Origin of the sequence: Paenibacillus sp. LS1 (assembly GCF_026013365.1) — a bacterium.
Taxonomy (GTDB): Bacteria; Bacillota; Bacilli; order Paenibacillales; family Paenibacillaceae; genus Paenibacillus.
In genome coordinates, this window is the sequence record NZ_JAPDOE010000002.1 from 1,084,399 (window position 1) to 1,103,327 (window position 18,929).

17 protein-coding genes and 1 pseudogene are annotated in these 18,929 nt (G+C 49.2%); all 18 read right to left on the reverse strand.

Annotation, left to right across the window (positions count from 1 at the left end; genetic code table 11):
- Positions 1-64: 64 nt before the first annotated feature.
- Positions 65-951, reverse strand: a pseudogene (locus OM416_RS14180) (serine/threonine protein kinase).
- A complete protein-coding gene (locus tag OM416_RS14185; RefSeq protein WP_264930203.1) occupies positions 948-1,526 on the reverse strand; it encodes a GNAT family N-acetyltransferase in 579 nt (192 codons plus the stop codon). The pseudogene OM416_RS14180 and the gene OM416_RS14185 overlap by 4 nt, the downstream one beginning before the upstream one ends.
- Complete coding sequence (locus tag OM416_RS14190) at positions 1,523-2,104, reverse strand: DJ-1/PfpI family protein (RefSeq protein ID WP_264930205.1); 582 nt, start codon at positions 2,102-2,104, stop codon at positions 1,523-1,525. Before OM416_RS14190 ends, OM416_RS14185 begins: the two co-directional genes overlap by 4 nt.
- A 205-nt stretch (positions 2,105-2,309) precedes the next feature.
- Complete coding sequence (locus OM416_RS14195) at positions 2,310-3,230, reverse strand: SDR family oxidoreductase (RefSeq protein ID WP_264930207.1); 921 nt, start codon at positions 3,228-3,230, stop codon at positions 2,310-2,312.
- Positions 3,231-3,290: 60 nt separating this feature from the next.
- Entirely contained in the window at positions 3,291-4,610 is a 1,320-nt protein-coding gene (locus OM416_RS14200; protein WP_264930209.1) for a F390 synthetase-related protein, read from the reverse strand.
- Positions 4,607-5,467, reverse strand: a complete 861-nt coding sequence (locus OM416_RS14205) for an MBL fold metallo-hydrolase (RefSeq protein ID WP_264930212.1) — start codon at positions 5,465-5,467, stop codon at positions 4,607-4,609. Before OM416_RS14205 ends, OM416_RS14200 begins: the two co-directional genes overlap by 4 nt.
- Positions 5,461-6,456 (reverse strand): NAD-dependent epimerase/dehydratase family protein, encoded by a 996-nt coding sequence (locus tag OM416_RS14210; protein ID WP_264930215.1) that lies wholly within the window; start codon positions 6,454-6,456, stop codon positions 5,461-5,463. The genes OM416_RS14205 and OM416_RS14210 overlap by 7 nt, the downstream gene beginning before the upstream one ends.
- Positions 6,453-7,745 (reverse strand): ATP-grasp domain-containing protein, encoded by a 1,293-nt coding sequence (locus OM416_RS14215; RefSeq protein WP_264930217.1) that lies wholly within the window; start codon positions 7,743-7,745, stop codon positions 6,453-6,455. Before OM416_RS14215 ends, OM416_RS14210 begins: the two co-directional genes overlap by 4 nt.
- Entirely contained in the window at positions 7,735-8,736 is a 1,002-nt protein-coding gene (locus OM416_RS14220) for a beta-ketoacyl-ACP synthase III (RefSeq protein ID WP_264930219.1), read from the reverse strand. Before OM416_RS14220 ends, OM416_RS14215 begins: the two co-directional genes overlap by 11 nt.
- 561 nt (positions 8,737-9,297) lie before the next feature.
- A complete protein-coding gene (locus tag OM416_RS14225) occupies positions 9,298-10,188 on the reverse strand; it encodes a TIGR01777 family oxidoreductase (protein WP_264930222.1) in 891 nt (296 codons plus the stop codon).
- Positions 10,189-10,305: 117 nt separating this feature from the next.
- Positions 10,306-10,827 (reverse strand): hypothetical protein, encoded by a 522-nt coding sequence (locus OM416_RS14230; RefSeq protein WP_264930226.1) that lies wholly within the window; start codon positions 10,825-10,827, stop codon positions 10,306-10,308.
- Positions 10,828-10,995: 168 nt separating this feature from the next.
- The gene (locus tag OM416_RS14235) at positions 10,996-11,730 is read right to left on the reverse strand and encodes a YdcF family protein (RefSeq protein WP_264930228.1); all 735 of its coding nucleotides are present in this window, start codon (positions 11,728-11,730) and stop codon (positions 10,996-10,998) included.
- A gap of 51 nt (positions 11,731-11,781) precedes the next feature.
- A complete protein-coding gene (locus tag OM416_RS14240) occupies positions 11,782-12,354 on the reverse strand; it encodes a nucleotidyltransferase family protein (RefSeq protein WP_319951907.1) in 573 nt (190 codons plus the stop codon).
- 194 nt (positions 12,355-12,548) lie between these two features.
- Positions 12,549-13,394 (reverse strand): AraC family transcriptional regulator, encoded by an 846-nt coding sequence (locus tag OM416_RS14245; protein WP_264930230.1) that lies wholly within the window; start codon positions 13,392-13,394, stop codon positions 12,549-12,551.
- 78 nt (positions 13,395-13,472) lie between these two features.
- Entirely contained in the window at positions 13,473-14,081 is a 609-nt protein-coding gene (locus tag OM416_RS14250) for a DUF1349 domain-containing protein (RefSeq protein ID WP_264930232.1), read from the reverse strand.
- A 168-nt stretch (positions 14,082-14,249) separates the two neighbouring features.
- Positions 14,250-15,149 (reverse strand): formylglycine-generating enzyme family protein, encoded by a 900-nt coding sequence (locus OM416_RS14255; RefSeq protein WP_264930745.1) that lies wholly within the window; start codon positions 15,147-15,149, stop codon positions 14,250-14,252.
- A 194-nt stretch (positions 15,150-15,343) separates the two neighbouring features.
- Entirely contained in the window at positions 15,344-17,242 is a 1,899-nt protein-coding gene (locus tag OM416_RS14260; RefSeq protein WP_264930234.1) for a hypothetical protein, read from the reverse strand.
- A 151-nt stretch (positions 17,243-17,393) separates the two neighbouring features.
- The gene (locus OM416_RS14265) at positions 17,394-18,911 is read right to left on the reverse strand and encodes a sulfatase (RefSeq protein ID WP_264930236.1); all 1,518 of its coding nucleotides are present in this window, start codon (positions 18,909-18,911) and stop codon (positions 17,394-17,396) included.
- Positions 18,912-18,929 lie beyond the last annotated feature (18 nt).

Genomic DNA, 18,929 nt, shown 5'->3' on the forward strand with positions numbered 1-18,929 from the left:
CATTATACGGGATTTCACACGCACATACGAATGGATTTTGCATATTTGCGAAAATTCTACCCACTCACTCATGACCTTGCATCATAGCTTCTTTCCATGCCTCACTGAGTTCCGCAATCGTTACATACCGCTCGGACCGATCGGCACTCACCGCACGCATCACAACCTGATACAATGCTTCTCCGGCATCCCATCTGGCATAGGAACGATCTTTCTCCCCGCCAAGCAACCCGAACGCCGTTGCCCCCATATTGAATACATTGGTAACCGCATCTATGGGTGCGCCTAGTTCAAACTCTTCGGGAGACATAAAGCGGGAAGATCCCCACATACGCCCCATGGTATTGGTAAAAGAGCCCTTCCGATACAGATCGATATCGCAAATTTTCATGAATTCTCTGTCAAAATCATAGATCAGACTGCCATTTACAAATCAACAGCCACATAACCTCTTCGTTCCACCTCGATATGAAAATTCAGAATCTGCTCCATTGCCCGAATACGTGTTTTCACCGGAAGCTGTCTGAACCGATAGTAGGGCGAACGTGGATCTTCATACTTGGCCGGAGGCGGGAAATACCAATGGGAGTGCAGACACTCGCCATCCACCCAATCGAAGACACAGGCATAGCCCTCATCCGTTGCAAAATGATGTGTTAGTCGAATCAACGTGTCATGAGCCAAATCCTCGTAGACGGAAACAGATGATTTCAGATTACGAATAGCTTCCGGGGGACTTCCCGTATGATTCGCATGAATCGTATGTGCTCCCGCATACTTTACGAATAATTTCTTTCCATCCTTTTGCACAATACCGAAGGAGAGATTCCCTGAATCCTGCTGATCGAATACGCGAAAGACCGTACCCAAGGGCCGTAACCAATCGAAAGAATGAGACTCTTTTAAGACAAAAGAAACACCATCGATCTCAAGTTTAACCTGATCCGTCATTGGACTCCTCCTGTGCTGGTATCATCATCCAATGTTGAACGCTCCGTATAAAAGTAATTCATATGAGCCTCATCATATCCCTGACCATGGACTTCCAATGCGTTTCGCTCAATGCCGTATACTTCAAATCCATATCGCTCGTATAAACGTCTGGCTGATTCATTCGTTGTAACAACACTCAGATTAATCTGCTTGATGCCCTCCAGATGTCTTCCCCGATCCAGCACCTCGCGGAGCAAGCGCGAAGCCAGCCCACTTCCCCGATATTGCGGAGCTACATAGACGCCCCAGATCATACCTTTGTGCCTGAGCTTCAGGCCGTGTTCCCTTTTGAAACCCATCATTCCCGCCAAGGTTCCTTCTTCTGTATATGCGCCCAGAATGTAATCATCCGGTTCATTATGTATGCGCTCCTGCACTTCACTCAAGGGGATCTGAATGGACAACTCGAACGAAGCCCCGAAGGCTTCAGGATGTTTTTTCAGTGCTTCCAGTCGCAAAGGCCAGTAGATGTCTGCTTCATCTCGCTGAATATTGCGAATGATATAGGTCTCTTGCTTTCGATCTTCGTTCATTCTTCCACCACTCCCTGCATCTCATAAGGATAATCGATCTGAAGTTTCACATTCGCCGCCGCTTCCTGCCCTGCGAGCAAACCAACAACATAAATCCCCAGATCAATGGACGTGGCTACTCCACCGGCTGTAATTACATTCCCATCTTTTACAATTCGCTTCTGAATTACCTCGGCGACATACGGCTCAAGCAAATCATATGCACGGGGATGTGTTGTTGCTTTTTTACCGGATAAAAAACCAGCCGCACCTAGCAGCAGAGAGCCTGTGCACACCGAAACCTTCAAAGGCACAGATTCAGCCTGTTTCAGCCAACCTACGAAGGCCTCGTCATATCGAAGCTTGCGCGTTCCCATGCCCCCGGGGATAAACACGAGATCATATTCCGACAGGTCAGGCTTCACTCGATCCACCTTCAACGTTAAACCAGACTCATCCGTGACCTGATCTGTCATGGCACAGGTTTCCCACGTCGTCCCTTTGGTTGGTTCAAAGAAATTCAACCGATTGATCACATCATAAAATCCAGCAAAATCAAGGAAAGTCAGTCCATCAAACAAAACGAATGCAATTTTCACATGAAAAACCTCCGTGTTTTTTTATTGCGATGCTTTACGAACCTTATCCCTTTCCATTGCTTCCTTCACCCGATCACGCGCTGGCAACTTGCTATTAATATGAAAGAGGAGACCCACAATCGCAAGAAGTAAAATAATGACGATGAATTCGAATATGCTTATCCCTCCCAATCGGAATTATGCAATCGTATCTCCTGCCTAATCGCTATTTTAAGCCATGGGCGATGATCCGCTCTAGCCACTTCCAAGGTAGTACCGCTTTGCCTATGATCAGCACACGCGAACCTTTTCCCAGCGCATATCGAAGCCTTGGTGCACGCATCCGCGCAATTCGGCCAATCAGATCTGCCACTTCCTGTGGGTCAGGTGCAGTTTCACTCGCATGTTTGGAATAGCGAAGAACCGCATCCAGCTTATGCTTATATGGGGAGTTCTCGCTCCGGTGAATCTCACCCAAACCTTTATTCCAGATCGGCGTGCGATAAGAGCCAGGCTCAACTAATACCACCCGAACGCCAAACGAAGACATCTCATGGCGCAAACTTTCCGTGAATCCTTCCACAGCGAATTTGGAGGCAGCATAGGGCGCATACCCTGGAAAACCGGACAACCCACTGACGCTGGACAAGTTAATAATCAGTCCCTGCTTCTGTTCACGCATCACAGGCAGTACCGCCCGTGTCACGGCGATTAATCCAAACAGATTGGTTTCCATCTGACGCCGCCAATCCTCCATCGATACTTCCTCAATGAACCCGCCCACCGCAAATCCCGCATTGTTCACCAGTATATCGATTCGGCCATTATTGTGAAGTACGGTACTCACAGCTTTATGCACCGATTCAGCATCGGTCACATCCAGTTGCACATATTGCAAACGTTCGGATATCCCCGCCTGTTCAGCCAGCTTCACCAATTCTTCTCTTCGACTCAGGTCACGCATTGTAGCAACAACACGATATCCTTGCTTGGCAAGGGTGATTGCGGTAAGCATACCGAAACCACTGGATGTACCTGTAATTAAGGCCACAGGAGCGTTAGCTCCCTCCTTCGTTTTTTTCACTACATCCGAATCTGTGTTAATCCGTCCCTGCCCGGCTTCTGTTAAGTGCTCCTCTGCTGTCACGGCGTGACCTTCTTTCCTCGGTAAATTGCTTACTTCCTACCTAGACCGCAAGACTCCTGCTTAATCGCTATGCCGTCTCTCCACCCTGCGCAGCTTCGTGACTCCCGGTTCGAACGTATACGGAACGAATTTGACCTCAGGCAAATTACATTCGAGCCGCTCTCCCAGCTTCATCAGTTCCCGCAGTACATCTGTCTCAACCTGAGCCATCACTGCGCTCCCGCCAAGTCGAAGAGATACTTCCATTGATCCGTCCCCTTGCTGCACCACACGATAATGTTCAATATCCGGCGAAGCCGCAATAACCGAACGGGTAACGAAATCGGGAAAGACTAGTACCGCCTCACCCGTATGTATGTTTGAAAAATAAAGCGTGTCATCACAGCGGCCTTCGATCCGCTCAATGGCGGTAAATGGGGAACCACAGGCACATGGCATCGCCGCCTCGGTCAGAATATCATTCAGTCGATACCGGATGATCGGCTGTGATGTTCTGGAAAAGTCCGTAATAATGGGCACGAACCGCCGGGTGGCGGGATCAATGAACTCTTTTTCAATATGCACGATATCTTCATTCAAATGTAGTGTGCCATAACGACAGGTCGCACCCAGAAATCCTTCCGTACACTGATAGACTTGATGAACGGTCTGTCCGAAGACCTGCTCCAGCACCTTGCGATCCAGGGGGTCCAACACCTCGGCAACAGAGATGATTTTATCCGGTACAGCAGTCAAATTGCCTGCCACATAGGCATCCGCCAACAGACGCAGCATGGATGGAGGAGCCACCCACACGGTAGGTTGGTAGGTTTCCAGCCGATTCACCAAGGTCTCCACACGCTCCAGCAGATCAAAGTACTGAAACTGCAATTTGCCACGTTGCACCGATTCATAAAGATTACTGTTGGCCCGCAGGAAAAACGCAATCTTCGCAGGTTTCCACAGTCCACCAGGCAGCAACTTGGCCAGCACTGTGCCCGTCCACGCATCCTGCTCCCGATCACTCACCAAAAATATCCCCCGGTTCCCTGACGTGCCCGAAGACAGTCCAACCGTCACGCCTTGAATGGAAGGTTTGAAGTCACGTGTTGCTTCACTTTCACCTGCAAGAGCCAGCGCTTCGTCCTTGGTGATGCCCACCGTGTTCAGTGTATCGAAGTGCTCCATCATAATCGATTTATCAATCAAGGGAAATCTTCTCCAGTCGGATGCGTTCAAGCTACCCCACCACTTCCGGTAAAACGGAGAGCGGGCACGGATCTGATGGACATGCCGAATAACCCGGCGCTCTTGCCAGCGCTCCAGTTTTTCTCGCGTTTTCCATGTTCGCAGCCCACGTGCAAGCGCATAATGAACCACAATACGAAGGGTATTGCTCATCGTTTCGGCCCTCCCACACCCCAAACGTCCAGTACATCTCGACAATGACTCGGCACAATCCGAATGTGGGGAAACTGCTGATGCAGCTGAACCAGCTTGTCAAAGTTACGGTGGTATTCCTGTCGATTCGACATAATAATACCCGCGAGCGCATGAGGTCTGCGCTGTTCACGAAAAGCCCGACTCGACCATACCGCGTCCGCGCAGAGAAAATAGTCATGTTCTTCTGTACGCAGCAGGAGTCCCATCATGCCTTCCGCATGACCGCATACATCCACCCCAAGCAGACTGCCATCACCGAAGATATCGTAGACCTCATCAAAAGGGAATCCTTCCCCTATTCTCGTCAACCGCTCAGGCTGACACGTAACAGGCAATGATCTGGCCATAAAATCCTCGGGCAACAGCCCGGCAAGAAAGCCTGCCTTTACAGCCGCAATCGGACCGAGTGAGCGCACAGCATCATAAGCTCTGGGCAGATAGATGAATTGTGCCTCTGGGAAATCTCGTACACCCGCGATATGATCGCCGTGAAAATGCGAGAGGATGATATACCGAATATCGGAAGCTTTCAGTCCAAGCCCAGCCAAAAATTGAAGGGCACTATCCTCTTCACGATAGACCACAGGTGTAATATGACGATACAGTGCGTTGGGCAGATGAGCCGTTTCCTCAAAAAATCGGGAGCTATAACCCGTATCCAGCAGCATCGGTCCATGTACGGGATGAATGATGCAGGCAAATCCTGCCGGGAAAGTCACTGGGCTCAACCGACCACCGCGCAGCGTCAGAAACTCTGGATGTGTACAGTAACCCGCCGCACCCAAATATAGTTTCACCGGAGTTGTTGTCAGCATGATTCAGCCCTCCACCAGTCTGCAAATTGTTGCAAACCCTCTTCAATAGATACCCGAGGGATGTACCCCAATCGCTCCCGTGCATCTGTAATATCCAATGTCTGTGGAATGGATAAGGAGCCGACTGTGTACCGTGTCAACGGAGGTTCACCCAACGCAGGAATAAAGCCATGAACTCGCTCCAGCAATGCCGCCGCTCCATATGCCGTCCGATAAGGAATGTTGCGACGACGCAATGACATATCCAGCATGCCAAACAAGCTGCTTACCAACTCACTGAACGCCCTCGGATCGCCGTTGGAGATATTGTAAGCTCGGCCGAGCGCTTCGTCAGAGGCATCGCGGCACAAGAATAGGGCATCCACCACATTATCCACACATGTCAGATCGATTAATGCCTGTCCACCACCGATCATGGGCACGCCCGATTTCGCATTTGCTGCTACAATTCTGGGAAATAACGTCTGATCATACGGGCCAAAGATCGCTCGCGGTCTAATCATGATCGAGGGAAGTCCCTTCGCATGCCCCTCCATCACAACCTGCTCAGCGAGAAGCTTCGTGGCGGCATAATGATTCGCTGGTTTGGATGGCAACGGATCATTCTCATGTACGTTATATCGCGGGTGGTAGTTAAAATATATACTTGGCGTGGAGACGTGTATGAATCGCTGTACATTACCACGTATACCGCCATCTACGAGATTCTGTGTCCCTTCTACATTACTGCTATAAAAATCACGATATCGGCCCCATGGGGAGGATAGAGCTGCGCAGTGAAACACCACATCCTGTCCCATACACGCTTCGTTTACTGCTGCCTCATCCCGTATATCTCCACTCTGGAATCGGATTCCTGCCGCCTCAAGTTCTGCACCAACCTTAGGCTGTCGGCCCATACCGGTGACTTCCCATCCCTCTTTTGCTAGTCGGATCGCGAGGTGCCTACCCAGACATCCCGTAGCTCCTGTAACCAATGCTCTGTTCATTGTTGTTCACCGTTCCATTCTATGTCGTGAGTCAAAGCTTCAGTCAGCGAGCACTTCTGCGATCTTGCCAGACGCCATGCGGCCAGCACCACTCCGAATTGTTCCATTAAAGGTTGAAGATCCTGTCGTGCATAGACCACATCCCTGGTGCCACGCCACGCTGCTATCCATACCCGGAACTTTCCTTTGCCGAAGATCTGCTGAACCCCGCTTCCCAGCATGGGAAGCATGAGCATGGCTTTGCTGCCCTGTGCCGGCATGATCATTTTTCTTTCTTTGATCAATGTCTCAGGTTCAGTCAGTGCACGTACCAAGTCACCTCCGGGGTGAAACAGATGAATCCCACTCGTTGCCCTCGGATTACACTCAATTGCGTACACTCGACCATTCTGACCTTCTATAAAATCAAACCCAATCTGTCCGCTAAACCCCGTTGCCTGGACAAATTGTCTCACCCACGCAAGGGCACCTTCATGTTCCACCTGTTCAAAAAAAACACTGGCTCCCACGCTACCTGTACGATAGCGGCTGTCGTAAGTGGAATGCGCAACCAGTTGCCCTTCATGCGCTATGCTGTATGTACATAACATCTGACCAGGAATGTAGGCCTGTGCAACCCAAGGTGAAATAGATGATAATGCTACTTCGTCCAGAGGGTCGTTACGGAAATGTCGACGTTTCTTTTCGCTTACGTTTCCTTGCTGATCCGTCCCTGCCCCAGCGTCATCTGTCATAAGATTCGGCATGCGGACTTTGGCGGCAAAACGGGAGTACACCGGTTTCCATACCCAATCCCCCATCGTTTCCAGAACAGTTTGAGTTTCCATCCATTCCTTCTGACTTTTGATCAGGCGTGTATCCGGAACCAAAAGACCGAGTGATCTTGCTAGCTGGATAAAATCATATTTATGATGCAGCTCATGCAGCTGCTCCAATGAAGAGACCAGAACACGACAGTATGAACTCAGTCTGTCTGCCCCTTGAGCCACATAGAAGACTTCTTCACACATCGGAATCAACAGGTCAATCTGCCAATCCTGAACCAACCGTTCCAGCTCTGCCAGATACGCTTTTGTGTCATGTCGCGGCGATGGGACCGCAGCACACTGTTCCACTGCACTGGATGATTTGGTCAGATGCCTTGCTGCACTCTCCGCTACATAGACGCGATGGCCTGCCCGATGAAGCATGCGTGCTAGATCGAGCGTTACGGGAGCCCTCCCGCCTGTAAGCAGCACACGGAGAGAAGCAGATGTGTGATGTCCGGTTTCCCCAGATCTAGTAGTCAAAAATGAGTCCTCCCAATGATAATCCGGCAGCTGTGCCAATCATCAGCACTCGACCCCCCCGTTGAATGCGCTGTTGTCTAATCGCTTCATGCAGCCCCATCGGGATGGATGCCGCAATCGTATTGCCGTGATTTCGTGTGATGTCCATGAATCGATCTTCAGCAATCCCAAGCTTCTTGCGGATCAATCTCATCGCCATGGCACTCCCCTGATGAGGAATAACCAATTGGAAATCCTCCATCCGATTCCCGGTCGCCTGTAACATGTCGCTGATGAATCCGGGCAGAAGTCTGGAAGCCATGCGGAAGATGGCCTGTCCATCCATATGAAATAGGTAGGGTTCAGGCTGATCTGCCTTGTAATTAGATGCATGCAGCCGTGTGCCTCCACCGGCAATCTCCGAGAAGCGAGCACCTCGGCTGTAGGTTCGAAGTGAAGCATGGACGATCTGTGACGATGATCCTTCAGGCGAACGTTCAATAATAACGGCGGCCGCTCCATCTCCGAACAGGGCCGCACTTTCTTTATCCGACCAATTCAGTCCGGCTGAGGCAATCTCAGTGGCTACGAGCAGTACTCGCTGGTAACGTCCGGCATCTACCATATAGGAGATCACATCCAGTCCGTTCAGGAAACTTAAGCAGGTTGCATCCATATCAAAGGCAGGTACGCCCGAATCTTGCTGCCCCATGGCCTGCTGGATAAACACTGCCGTACTTGGTAACGGTTGTTCCTTCGTGCCACTGGTACACACCAGGCAGTCGATATCACTGAATTGCAATCCTGCATCCGCCAGTGCAGCTTCGGCAGCTCGCGCGCCCATGAAGGAGGAGGTTTCTTCACCCGAAGCATAATGGCGCACACCTACGCCTGTGGCTTTGCTGACCCATCCGGCAGGCACGCCCAAACGGCGATCCAGTTCCTCATCGGTGACTTCCTGTTCCGGCAGGTACTTCCCTGTTCCCGCGATCCTTACTCTTCTAAGTTGCATTTCCCCAACCTCTTTCTGTTCATCTGACTGATAATAAGTTCGTATTCAAAAAGACCGGTTTTCAGTACCGAGAAGATGGGATGAAGCTAGAAATGGAGTAGCGGAGCGTAGGAAAACTACGTGAGCAACGGACATTTCGGCTGAATACCATATTCGATGCTGATGATGCCACTAGGCATCCTTCGTAATCAAAAGCGGACTTTTTGAAAAACCTCTATAAGTTCAGCTAATTGTATTTACACTGATACTCCGATGACAGAACAACTTTCCGATCGCTGTTATCCCCAGATTTTTTTGATTCCCTTCTTAAGAAGGGAAAATCCGGGGATAAGCATATGCTTCCGATGCAGCTTTCTTGCAGAAAGCTTTTAGGCGACCGCTCTGCTTCTTCAAGTTATTTCTGCCCTCTCCGTTATCGTGTAAATGTTTAGTTGAACATTTATAAATGAAATGAATCCTCCACCTCAAATGGCGAAACGCCATCAAATAGCAGCTTTGAAATATATAATAAAAGGGCAGATGCCTCTGCCCTTCCTGTTGTGTTTTCTTTTGTATGAAGTGTCATTTCTTCTTATTCAGAATCTCCGCAAGAGCAGTATCTAGCGTACCGTATGTGAAAGTGAATCCTTCCCTCTCCAATCGCTCGGGAATCACCCATCGGCTTTTGAGGACAAGCTCTGTTTCGGTCTGAATAAAACGTGCGCCCACTTCAAGCATCCAGCGAGGGGAAGGTAATCCGATCCGAACACCCATCTGCTCTCTCAGGCTCGCCATCAGCTCGCGATTCGTAACGGGATGCGGCGAGGAGGCATTGAACACACCATTCAGGTGTGGATGCTCCTGCAGATAGATCACCATGCGGAACAGATCCTCGATATGAATCCAGCTGAACTGCTGTGTTCCAGCTCCTTGCGAACCACCCAGGCCAAAACGGACCAGGTTCGTCATGGGCACCATTACGCCGCCCTCACCCAGCACAATCGCAATCCGCAATGCAATCTGACGTGTAGACGGCAGACTGAATTCGAAGAAAGCCCGTTCCCACGCCTTGGCAACGTCAACCGAGAAGCCCGAGCCAATCTCGCCCTCTTTTTCCGTCATGGGGCGATCTTCGGCATGTCTGTATATGGTTGCTGTACTCGAATTAATCCATAGTTCGGGAGGATGATTACAAGCCAGCACGGCTTCGCCGAGAATTCGTGTTGTACGGGTTCTGGATTCCAGAATGACTTTGCGATTCTCATCCGTATAACGGCAGTTCACCGATTTACCTGCCAGGTTAATCAGCATCTCTGCTTCTTCCAATGCCCCTATGATTCCTGCTCGATCCTCCCAGACAATATGACCGGGCTGACGCGAGATGATCAGCACCTCATAACCCAGCTTCTTGAACCTCTGGGCAAAATCCTGTCCGACAAATCCCGTTCCACCAGCCAATACAATCTTCTTCACGGTATCCCCTCATTTCCCATACTGGGTAAAGAACTCGCAAGATATAGATTGGAATGTTTCTATGCATGCAAATTGCTTATATTAGATTAAACACCGCTGGTGACCCATTGGTTTGATTTAATTCGCACCCAGGGCTGCGTACAAGCAATCCCGCTCTTCGATCGCCCATGCGTTTGCAGGGTTTTGTTCCAATTGATATCGGAGTTCATCATAAAAGTCATGGATCATGAATCCGTCTGGCAAGTTGCCAAGCATGGCTGTAAAGTTATACTCTGGCAGTATTTTCTTTCCTTCACTAATCTGCTTCAACCAGTCCATCCACTTCGCAAGAGTGAGCACTTCCTCCTGCCATAACTCAGCCTGTAACCCAAGCGCATCCTGAAACTGCTCATACGCCAATGGATCAGCGAAGGCGCGGCAGGCCTGAACAGCCAGTTCGTACAACTCGGTCACTGCACGACGTACCTCATGCTCAAGTTCGACCTCCAATCCTCCCATGTAATCCTGAACCTGAATGCTCTGCCCATCATCATATAGTAGCGGTGCTTGGGCCAACAGTCGTACAATCTCTTCCATCTCGTGCATTGAAACTTTCTTCTGCTCATATAGAGCAGGTAATTGATATGCTGTAATGATCATTCACTCCTACATCGTTCTTCTATTAATGACCTATATTATAACATGGTTTGAGATTCAGATATCTGAACACAAAAAGACAACGTTCGCACGCTGTCAGGAGTAAACCGATGTCTTCTTGAGTTGAGACTCTCTTTTTCTTTTTCTTTGTTTTGGATTTATGCCGATAGACTAGATAAATGTTTTGATCGTAGCAAAATATTCACGGATCATGTTGACCGGTTTCAAATATCCCGGTGACGGAGCGGATATGCCGTATTCTGCCGCATAACCGTTCTTGGCAGCGATATATTTGGAGCGGAACATATGATAGTCACTGGTGACGATCATGATCTCGGGGTGCTCCAGCCCGGAATCAATAATGATTTTTTTGGAAAAGGCCAAATTCTCCTGTGTGCTTGTGGAGCGATCTTCCATAATGACTTGGGTAGGGCTAATCCCCTGTTCAATCAGATAGTTTTTCATGGCGAGCGCTTCAGGAATCGATTCTCCAGGTCCCTGCCCACCCGATACAATGACCGGTGTCTGAGGATGACTGCGAATATAGGCCAGACTGGTATCCAGCCTTTGCTTCAGGGTCAATGACAATTCTGTTCCTTTGATACCCGAACCCAGAATAATGACATAGTCCGCTTCTTCCGGATCATTCGCACCGAGCTGTGTAAATACAAGTGCTTCAATAATGACAAAAGAGACGGCAACCACGCCAAATCCGGTAAGGATAATCCGCTTCAGAATAACATGCTTCTGATAGTCGATCCGCCTTAGCACGATAAAGGCCACCGTGATCATTCCGAATAACATGACTGGAAATCTTTGGCCCCAGAAGATCAGAAATGCCACAAAACATGCCAACAGGACAAGATCAATGATCAGTCCATTTTTTTGTAAGAACTTTTTTATCAAATCCGTAGACACTCCTTCTTGTACCCACTATTCCGCAAATCACTTATTATTTCAAGCTGTTATTATCGTTAGTTTCGGCCATTGTTCCTGCCAGCACTTCTTCTGTACGCGTTGATTATAATAGTCAGCATCCGTGAAGAACGGACTTTTGCGGACTACGAGTTGATACAGATCATGCAAGCCATGCGGAGCACAGATGTTCACCCGATCCTCTTCATCCAACTGTACTCCTATGGCAGTCACAACTTCTGGCCAATAGCGAAGAGCATCTTCAGTAGAATGATAAGGAACTGTGCCATTGCGCAGATGCATTCTCGCCTGATTTTTGACCGACCACTTGGCATTGCCTGTCAACTCACGAAGCTGACGCTCCAACTGGATGTCTCGTTCCTCACGCAGGTCTGACGCATCATAATAGACAACATCGATATCACTATGCAGCTCACGAAGGGCATATCCATGAAGAAGATCCCAGATATAATTACGAACATATCCTGCGCCTATGTAACATTGAGGCAATTGCAGACTTCGAACTCGCCGCAGGTCGTGCATTAATTCCTCATGAGCCATAATCGCTTGAACGAATTTCTCCACATGCAACACGTCTGCCTCCCTGCGCTTCACCTTATTGTTCTCTTAATGCGATAAACTCTTGTTCCAATATATCATGTTTACCTAGTTGCAATAAAATGAACAACGCTTGAACATCCTCTGTACAACTTCGAATCCCTGATTAATCACAACCAAATAACCCATAAACAGCTTCGGTTATCCGAGTGTTTACGGGCTACAATGATCGAGTTTGAAACCATTAAAATTTATTTAATCGGTATCCAGATTTGCGGCGGTTGGTTCGGCCCTGGGTATACTTCCAGCTCTGGCATATACGCGTGCTCATAAGGATTGGATGGAAACCATTCCGAAATAATCTGTTTCCACAGAAGCTGCATGCTCTCCGGCATCGGGCCTTCTACTTCAAATACACTCCATTTGGAAGCAGGCATCGTGAAGGTTGATAATCCATCAGGTACCTCACCATCGTAAGCCGTAGCAATCCAGTATTGCATCTGTTTCTCCTGAATTTCGTTCTGATCCACAACAACGCCAAGTAATCCCTGAATATCCCCATTGTTCAGTTCAAACAAACGATCCTCTGTACCGCTCGTCCACGCTTCCTGCCACAGCTTCCCTATCCCTTGCAGGTGTTCTCCATCTACATATGAGAAAGCCTGCTTCACTCCTACTAACGTAAATTCAGGATGTTCAACGATTTTATACTTCATCGGTTCTGCTCCTTGTAGACTCACTTGAATAACCAGACGATTATACGATTGGACAGCGTTACTATTCTTTCGAGCCTCACTGGGTGCGATACCATGTTGTCTACGAAAGGCTTTGGAGAAAGATTCCGGTGTATCGAAACCGTATTTAAGCGCCAAATCGATAATTTTAATATCACTCTGAAGCAGCTCATGTGCCGCCAATGTCAATCGTCTGCGTCTTATGTACTCGGCTACAGTAACATCAGTTAGTATGGCAAAGGTACGTTGAAAATGAAAAGGAGAGATATGGGCCTGCGCTGCAATCTGCTCCGTCGTCATATTTTCGAGCAAGTGGTCTTCCATATATTGAATAGCGACCTGTAATGAGTTGATCCAGTTCATGTGTTAATCACTCCTTGATGTCTAATATAACTGAAAAACAACCCAATAACCTGTCATGCTGTGCTTTCCTTTGTCCGGTTATTCTACTCGGCGAACACTTCCGGTCACCCCATGTTGAAGCTGTACATTTGTAAAAGTAACCGTCGTCCCTTGCCCAATGGGGGATTGGGCCACAATGCCAACTTTGATCTCTTCCGGGCAGTCGAGACCGAAATAACGAACCAGCTTCCACTTCTCTCCATCCTGAGAATAATGGAAAGCAAAGCTGTTGCCTGCCCGGGCTACACGTAAATAAGGCTTTTTAACCTCTACAGGTGCTGATACACAATCATCCGAGTTACCACGAGTAACGACACTGAGAATGGATGGCTGTTCTTCGAAATACTCAAAGCAAACTTTAGCCCAATTCGTATCGTCCACCCTCACCATCAGGCAGCCCGAGTCATACTGTTCTTTCATGTCCACCTGTACTTGAGCGACGATGCTGAAATCTCCCTTGATTATCGTATGTAAAAATGGAGCTGAGGCTTTGACCGGGTCCCCTCCCGGATCAATAAAAAAGTCACTGATCGGCGAAACGGTTATCGTTACTTTGCCGTCTTCAATGGACCAATCTGCTGGCTCGTTCAGCCATCCCAGATTGGCAGATAATGTTTGACCTGAACATTGTTCGAATAGATTCGTCATGTGGCACACCCTTTGTCTGTGATTTTGAATTCGCTGAGTTCTCTGTTGTATTCGTGAAATAACGGAATTATCCTTTCCGATCAGTAAAAGGAAAAAAGCGACTCACATGAGTCGCTTGTATTCCTTTCATATACATAATCGTATTCGGTATGTCCAATCAATAGCACGCTATACCGGCAATACATCGGATGCACATCTAAAACCGATATGTCCGGTGGATGTATCCGGCGTATTGGGAATCCGTGCTGCCACTCTGTACCGATTGCAATAGGAACGGTGGCAAAGGTAGGAACCACCTTTTAACACCTTGCGAACTTCATCGGGAGAAGCAACTATCTGAGCAAGTATAGAATTTTCATGATCCGTAACATAGTTGTCAGCGCACCATTCCCATACATTACCTGACATGTTGTACAATCCATATCCGTTTGCAGTAAAGGATCGGGATGGAGCTGTACCTGCATAACCATCTGCGGCATTATTTTGAGTTGGAAAGGTTCCTTGCCAGATATTACACTGGTGCTGTCCATCCGGCCGCAGAACGTCGCCCCAGGGATATTTCTTCTGGATTAATCCACCTCGGGCTGCATATTCCCACTCGGCTTCTGAGGGCAGGCGCTTACCCGCCCAGCCACAATACGCATTGGCATCGTTCCAGGAGATATGGATAACGGGATGGTCAGCCCTGTCATTCACATCAGAGTCAGGTCCTTCGGGATGAGACCAGTCTGCACCTTCAACAACCCACCACCAGGGCGTTTGCTGCACCACGGTACGAACATTCACAGCCGTTTGCGAAGAAACGAACAGATGAAAAACAAAGGACCAGCCGAATCGCTCGGCTTCTGTTCGATATCCTGTCTCCCGTACAAATTGTCCAAACTGCGCATTGGTCACTGTGCATTCATCCAGATAAAAGGAGTCCACCTGGGTATCCCGGACAGGCCCTTCCCCATCACCTGCAAAAGCTTCCGGATCATTGGTGCCCATAAGAAAACGTCCACCTTCAATCCATATGCTGTCCCTATCGTTTCGCCCGGCGATGTTTCCATCGTCTCTCGCCAGCATACTAATCTCAAGAAGGTCAACGGAATGACGTGATGCATGGTCAGACGCTGCACTCTCACGGGAAGCCGTCAATTCGGGCTTGTCCTCTAATTGAATTTTCACTTCCATCCTGCCACTTCGGCTTGCAGAACAACAGCAGGAAGTTTCCTTTTTGGATATCTGACCATGCATCTGAAACATCCCCTTCCCTTGGTTTAAGACTCATGATCCCCATTGTACACGACGGGAAGAATGTTCGGGACGGTTGGTGTTGTCATTCCTTCACCCAGATAATAATCCGTCAACAAGGATTGCATATATCCTTTCACCGCCAGCCCATTGCGGTAGGCCGGGTTATGCGGCAACGTGTAGATGCGGACATCGGATGGTATCGTTGTTGTGTACAGACGTAATGCTGTGAAATCACTCGTTTCATAGAGAATTTCCTCTCTCCAATCCCCCAATAGATCGCCATAGAGCACAGGGGCGTTTCTGGAATTCACGCGAACATCATCGGCTGTAAACAGACGTGTTGTTGTGTTCTGCTCCCAATCCCACTTTTCCACAAAATTCTTATCCAGCAGCTCGCCAAGCACATCACCATCCCACCAAATTCTGAAATTGGTTGAGGGCTGAACTGAGCTGATCACTTCGCCGTCCACATTGTAGATATTGCCTGAACTTGACCACATCTCAAGCCCATGGTGCGTTGGATCAATATCCGCCAGTGTTCCCCGTGCGACATCCTGCGGGATTTCCCCTGTACGAATGATCTCGCCCGTCGCCGCATCGGCATAAAACCAAGGGAATTGATTGACGTTTCCGTTCTCCGCCTGCTGAATCCCGAATTGCTCCAGCCCCGGTCGATCCGGATCAATGTCTGTAATGTGGAAACGATCGCCATGGACTACACCCGGCAGACTGTATAAGGTCTCCCCGTTATCATCCAGCGCCCAGCCTCCGAATGACAGCTCATCCTTCCCATCCCCGTCAAGATCCAGTATACGAATCTGGTGGAAAAACTCACCGTCCGCTCCCGCATGTCTCCAACGCTCGGTCAGGGCACCACCTGCATAGTCATAGGCTGACGTCACATACTGAAAGTTGCGGCTGAGCGTACGATTTTTGAGCGCCGTAATCAGGCTTGGATGTTCACCATCCAGATAAGCAATGCCAAAGTGCCCACTGAGCGGACCATCGGCTGCATAATCATTGGTTATCGTTGTGCGTGCCGCTTCTGTTCCCGTCCATCCATTCACGACGGAAACATACTGTGCACGCTCCGCTGTAGCAGGAACGACCTGACCATCCGCAAACGCTACCCCTTCAAAGGTACGCAGCAGCACTTCAGCCCTCCCGTCACTGTCCAGATCAAACACCGTTATATTGTCGTTGTCACGCCAGCCGCCCAGTCCAGCCACACCGAATTCGCTCACCGAAGCAGGTGGCGCATTATATGTATCGATCGTGGTCACGCTGTAAGGCCCCAGATCAATTCGCCATAGGAAACCTTCGGTCAGGCTGTAGGCTTCCACATATTTATTGCCTCCGTTCACCGGAATGCGGGTGACTACGTATTCATATTCCCCATCACCGTCCAGATCCCCTGGCCAGCCATGCTGCACAAAATAATCGGACGGATTGGATGTTATATTTTGCAATGGAATACTGAAATAATTGCGGATCTCGGGATTCGCCGCCAACACAACCTCTGCACTCTCATCCTGTAAGCTATCCTCCACATAAGACTTCACGATATACGTATGGCTCTGAGTTACATCTACATTGGTGTCCGTATAATTGGTTCCCTGTGTCAAAGGCTGGTCATTCAGCTTCACCTCTTCTGTACCCGTCCGACGATAGATATCAAATGTAACCTGCTGCGGTTCGGTCCCAAGCAGACGCCAGCTCAGATATACCTTGCTCTCTCCCAGATATACGGCAGTGAGACCTCTTCCCAGATTTTCAACCAGACGTGGTGCAGACCCCTCTGCGGCATCTGCCTGAAGTACGCCCCCTCCCGGTGAAACAACACCAGTCCATCCAATAACTCCACTTAACAGCAATGTGAATAGTACTTTTGTTCCTTTGACCACAGTTGATTTGGTTTTCATTTACAATTCCCCTCCATCGATTGGTTAGTATATGCTTACAAAAAAAAGCAAAGCCGGTTATCTCTGTCCCTACGAGCCAATCTAATGAGATCGACTGAACTGGTTCAGCAATAACTGCTTTGCCTCCGGTTGCCCGGTCAACAGGGTCTATCTACCGCTCTAACGGCTTGGTTCCTCCACGATCATAGAAAAAGGGGCCTTTCGCCCAACTGACAGCCAGATGCATCAGCAGTTCGGTCTTTAGTTGCTCCCGAATTACAGCATGCTGATCCTCATCATACTGATTCGTCCACTCATGAGGGTCAACCGTCAGGTGATACAATTCCCCCTTCGTTTCATGCACTCTGGATGCGGACTCCGCGACAGAGCCTTCCATGTACAGAATGAGCTTCCACTCCGTGGTCCGCCACATATAGGCTGGAGCCGAATGAGGCGCCGTTACGCCCTTTCCATGAAATTCACAGAACGTTCCGCGATGCCGGAGATCGCCCAGCAGATCGACACCAGGAAGCATCAGATTCGCTTCAAGTCCGGCTGCACGTGTCAATGTCGGCACCAGATCCACCAACTCCGCAGGCCCTTGGTCAATCGTTCCGCGCTTCTGCTCCTCAATGTGGGTACCGGACAAGATAAGCGGCACCCTCACGCTACTGTCATACAGATTGTATTTGGTGAAGCGAAACTGTCGTTCCCCCAACATCTCTCCATGATCCGAGACAAATACAATCAGCGCGTTCTCCAGCCTTCCCTGGTTCTCCAACTTCTCCAAAGCGAGTCCAAAGTAATGATCGAGCCAGGAGCAATTCGCCCAGTATCTTAACGTTGTCTTCCTTCGCTCCTCCAAACTGCGCTCGTCCCATACCTTCTTCTTGTCGAGATACGACTGGCGACTATTCGAATTCAATTCATCCGAAGCTGCCAGGTGAGTCTGCATTTCATCCTCCCAAGGCGGTTGCGGGATATCCGGAATATCTTCCAGCCTGTACAGATCTTCGAATGCTTGGGGCACATTGAACCCGGCATGTGGCTTCAGGAAAGACAGATAAAAAAATAACGGCCGCTCCGGGTCTACCCCTTCATCCAAAAATTGCAGCGCCTGCTCGGCTACCCAGCCATCCCGATGCTGGTTCATCGGAATCTGACTCGTAAGCCCTGTATAACCGTTGACATTTTCCTCGCCGCTGCCAAAATCCTTGGTCTCCTGATGATAGGCTTCCAGTGCTTCGGGATGGGAGTCGCCCATCATTGTCGCTCCCTGTTCATAATGACCACTTTGACGAGAAAGACCGATCGATCTTACTTCGAACCCTCGCGTAGAAGGCTCCTCTACACCATCACTATGGTTCCAATGCGTTTTTCCAAATCCGGCTGTCTGATACCCTGCGCGGTGCATTAACTCCGGCAACGGTTCGGAAGGCAGTTTGTCTTCCTCGAACAAACCGCCATAATTCGTTCGGACCCCAAGCTGGGATGGATAATACCCCATCATCATGGAGCTTCGGCTTGGCGCACACATCGGCGATTGGCAGACCGCATCCTGGAACGTGATTCCCTCGGCTGCAAGTTTATCCAGATTCGGTGTATGAATATGTTCATTGAACGTTCCAATACAGTCCCATCGTTGCTGATCTGTCATGAGAAAAATAATATTTGGCTTGTCCTGTGACACGTCACATCTCACTCTCCT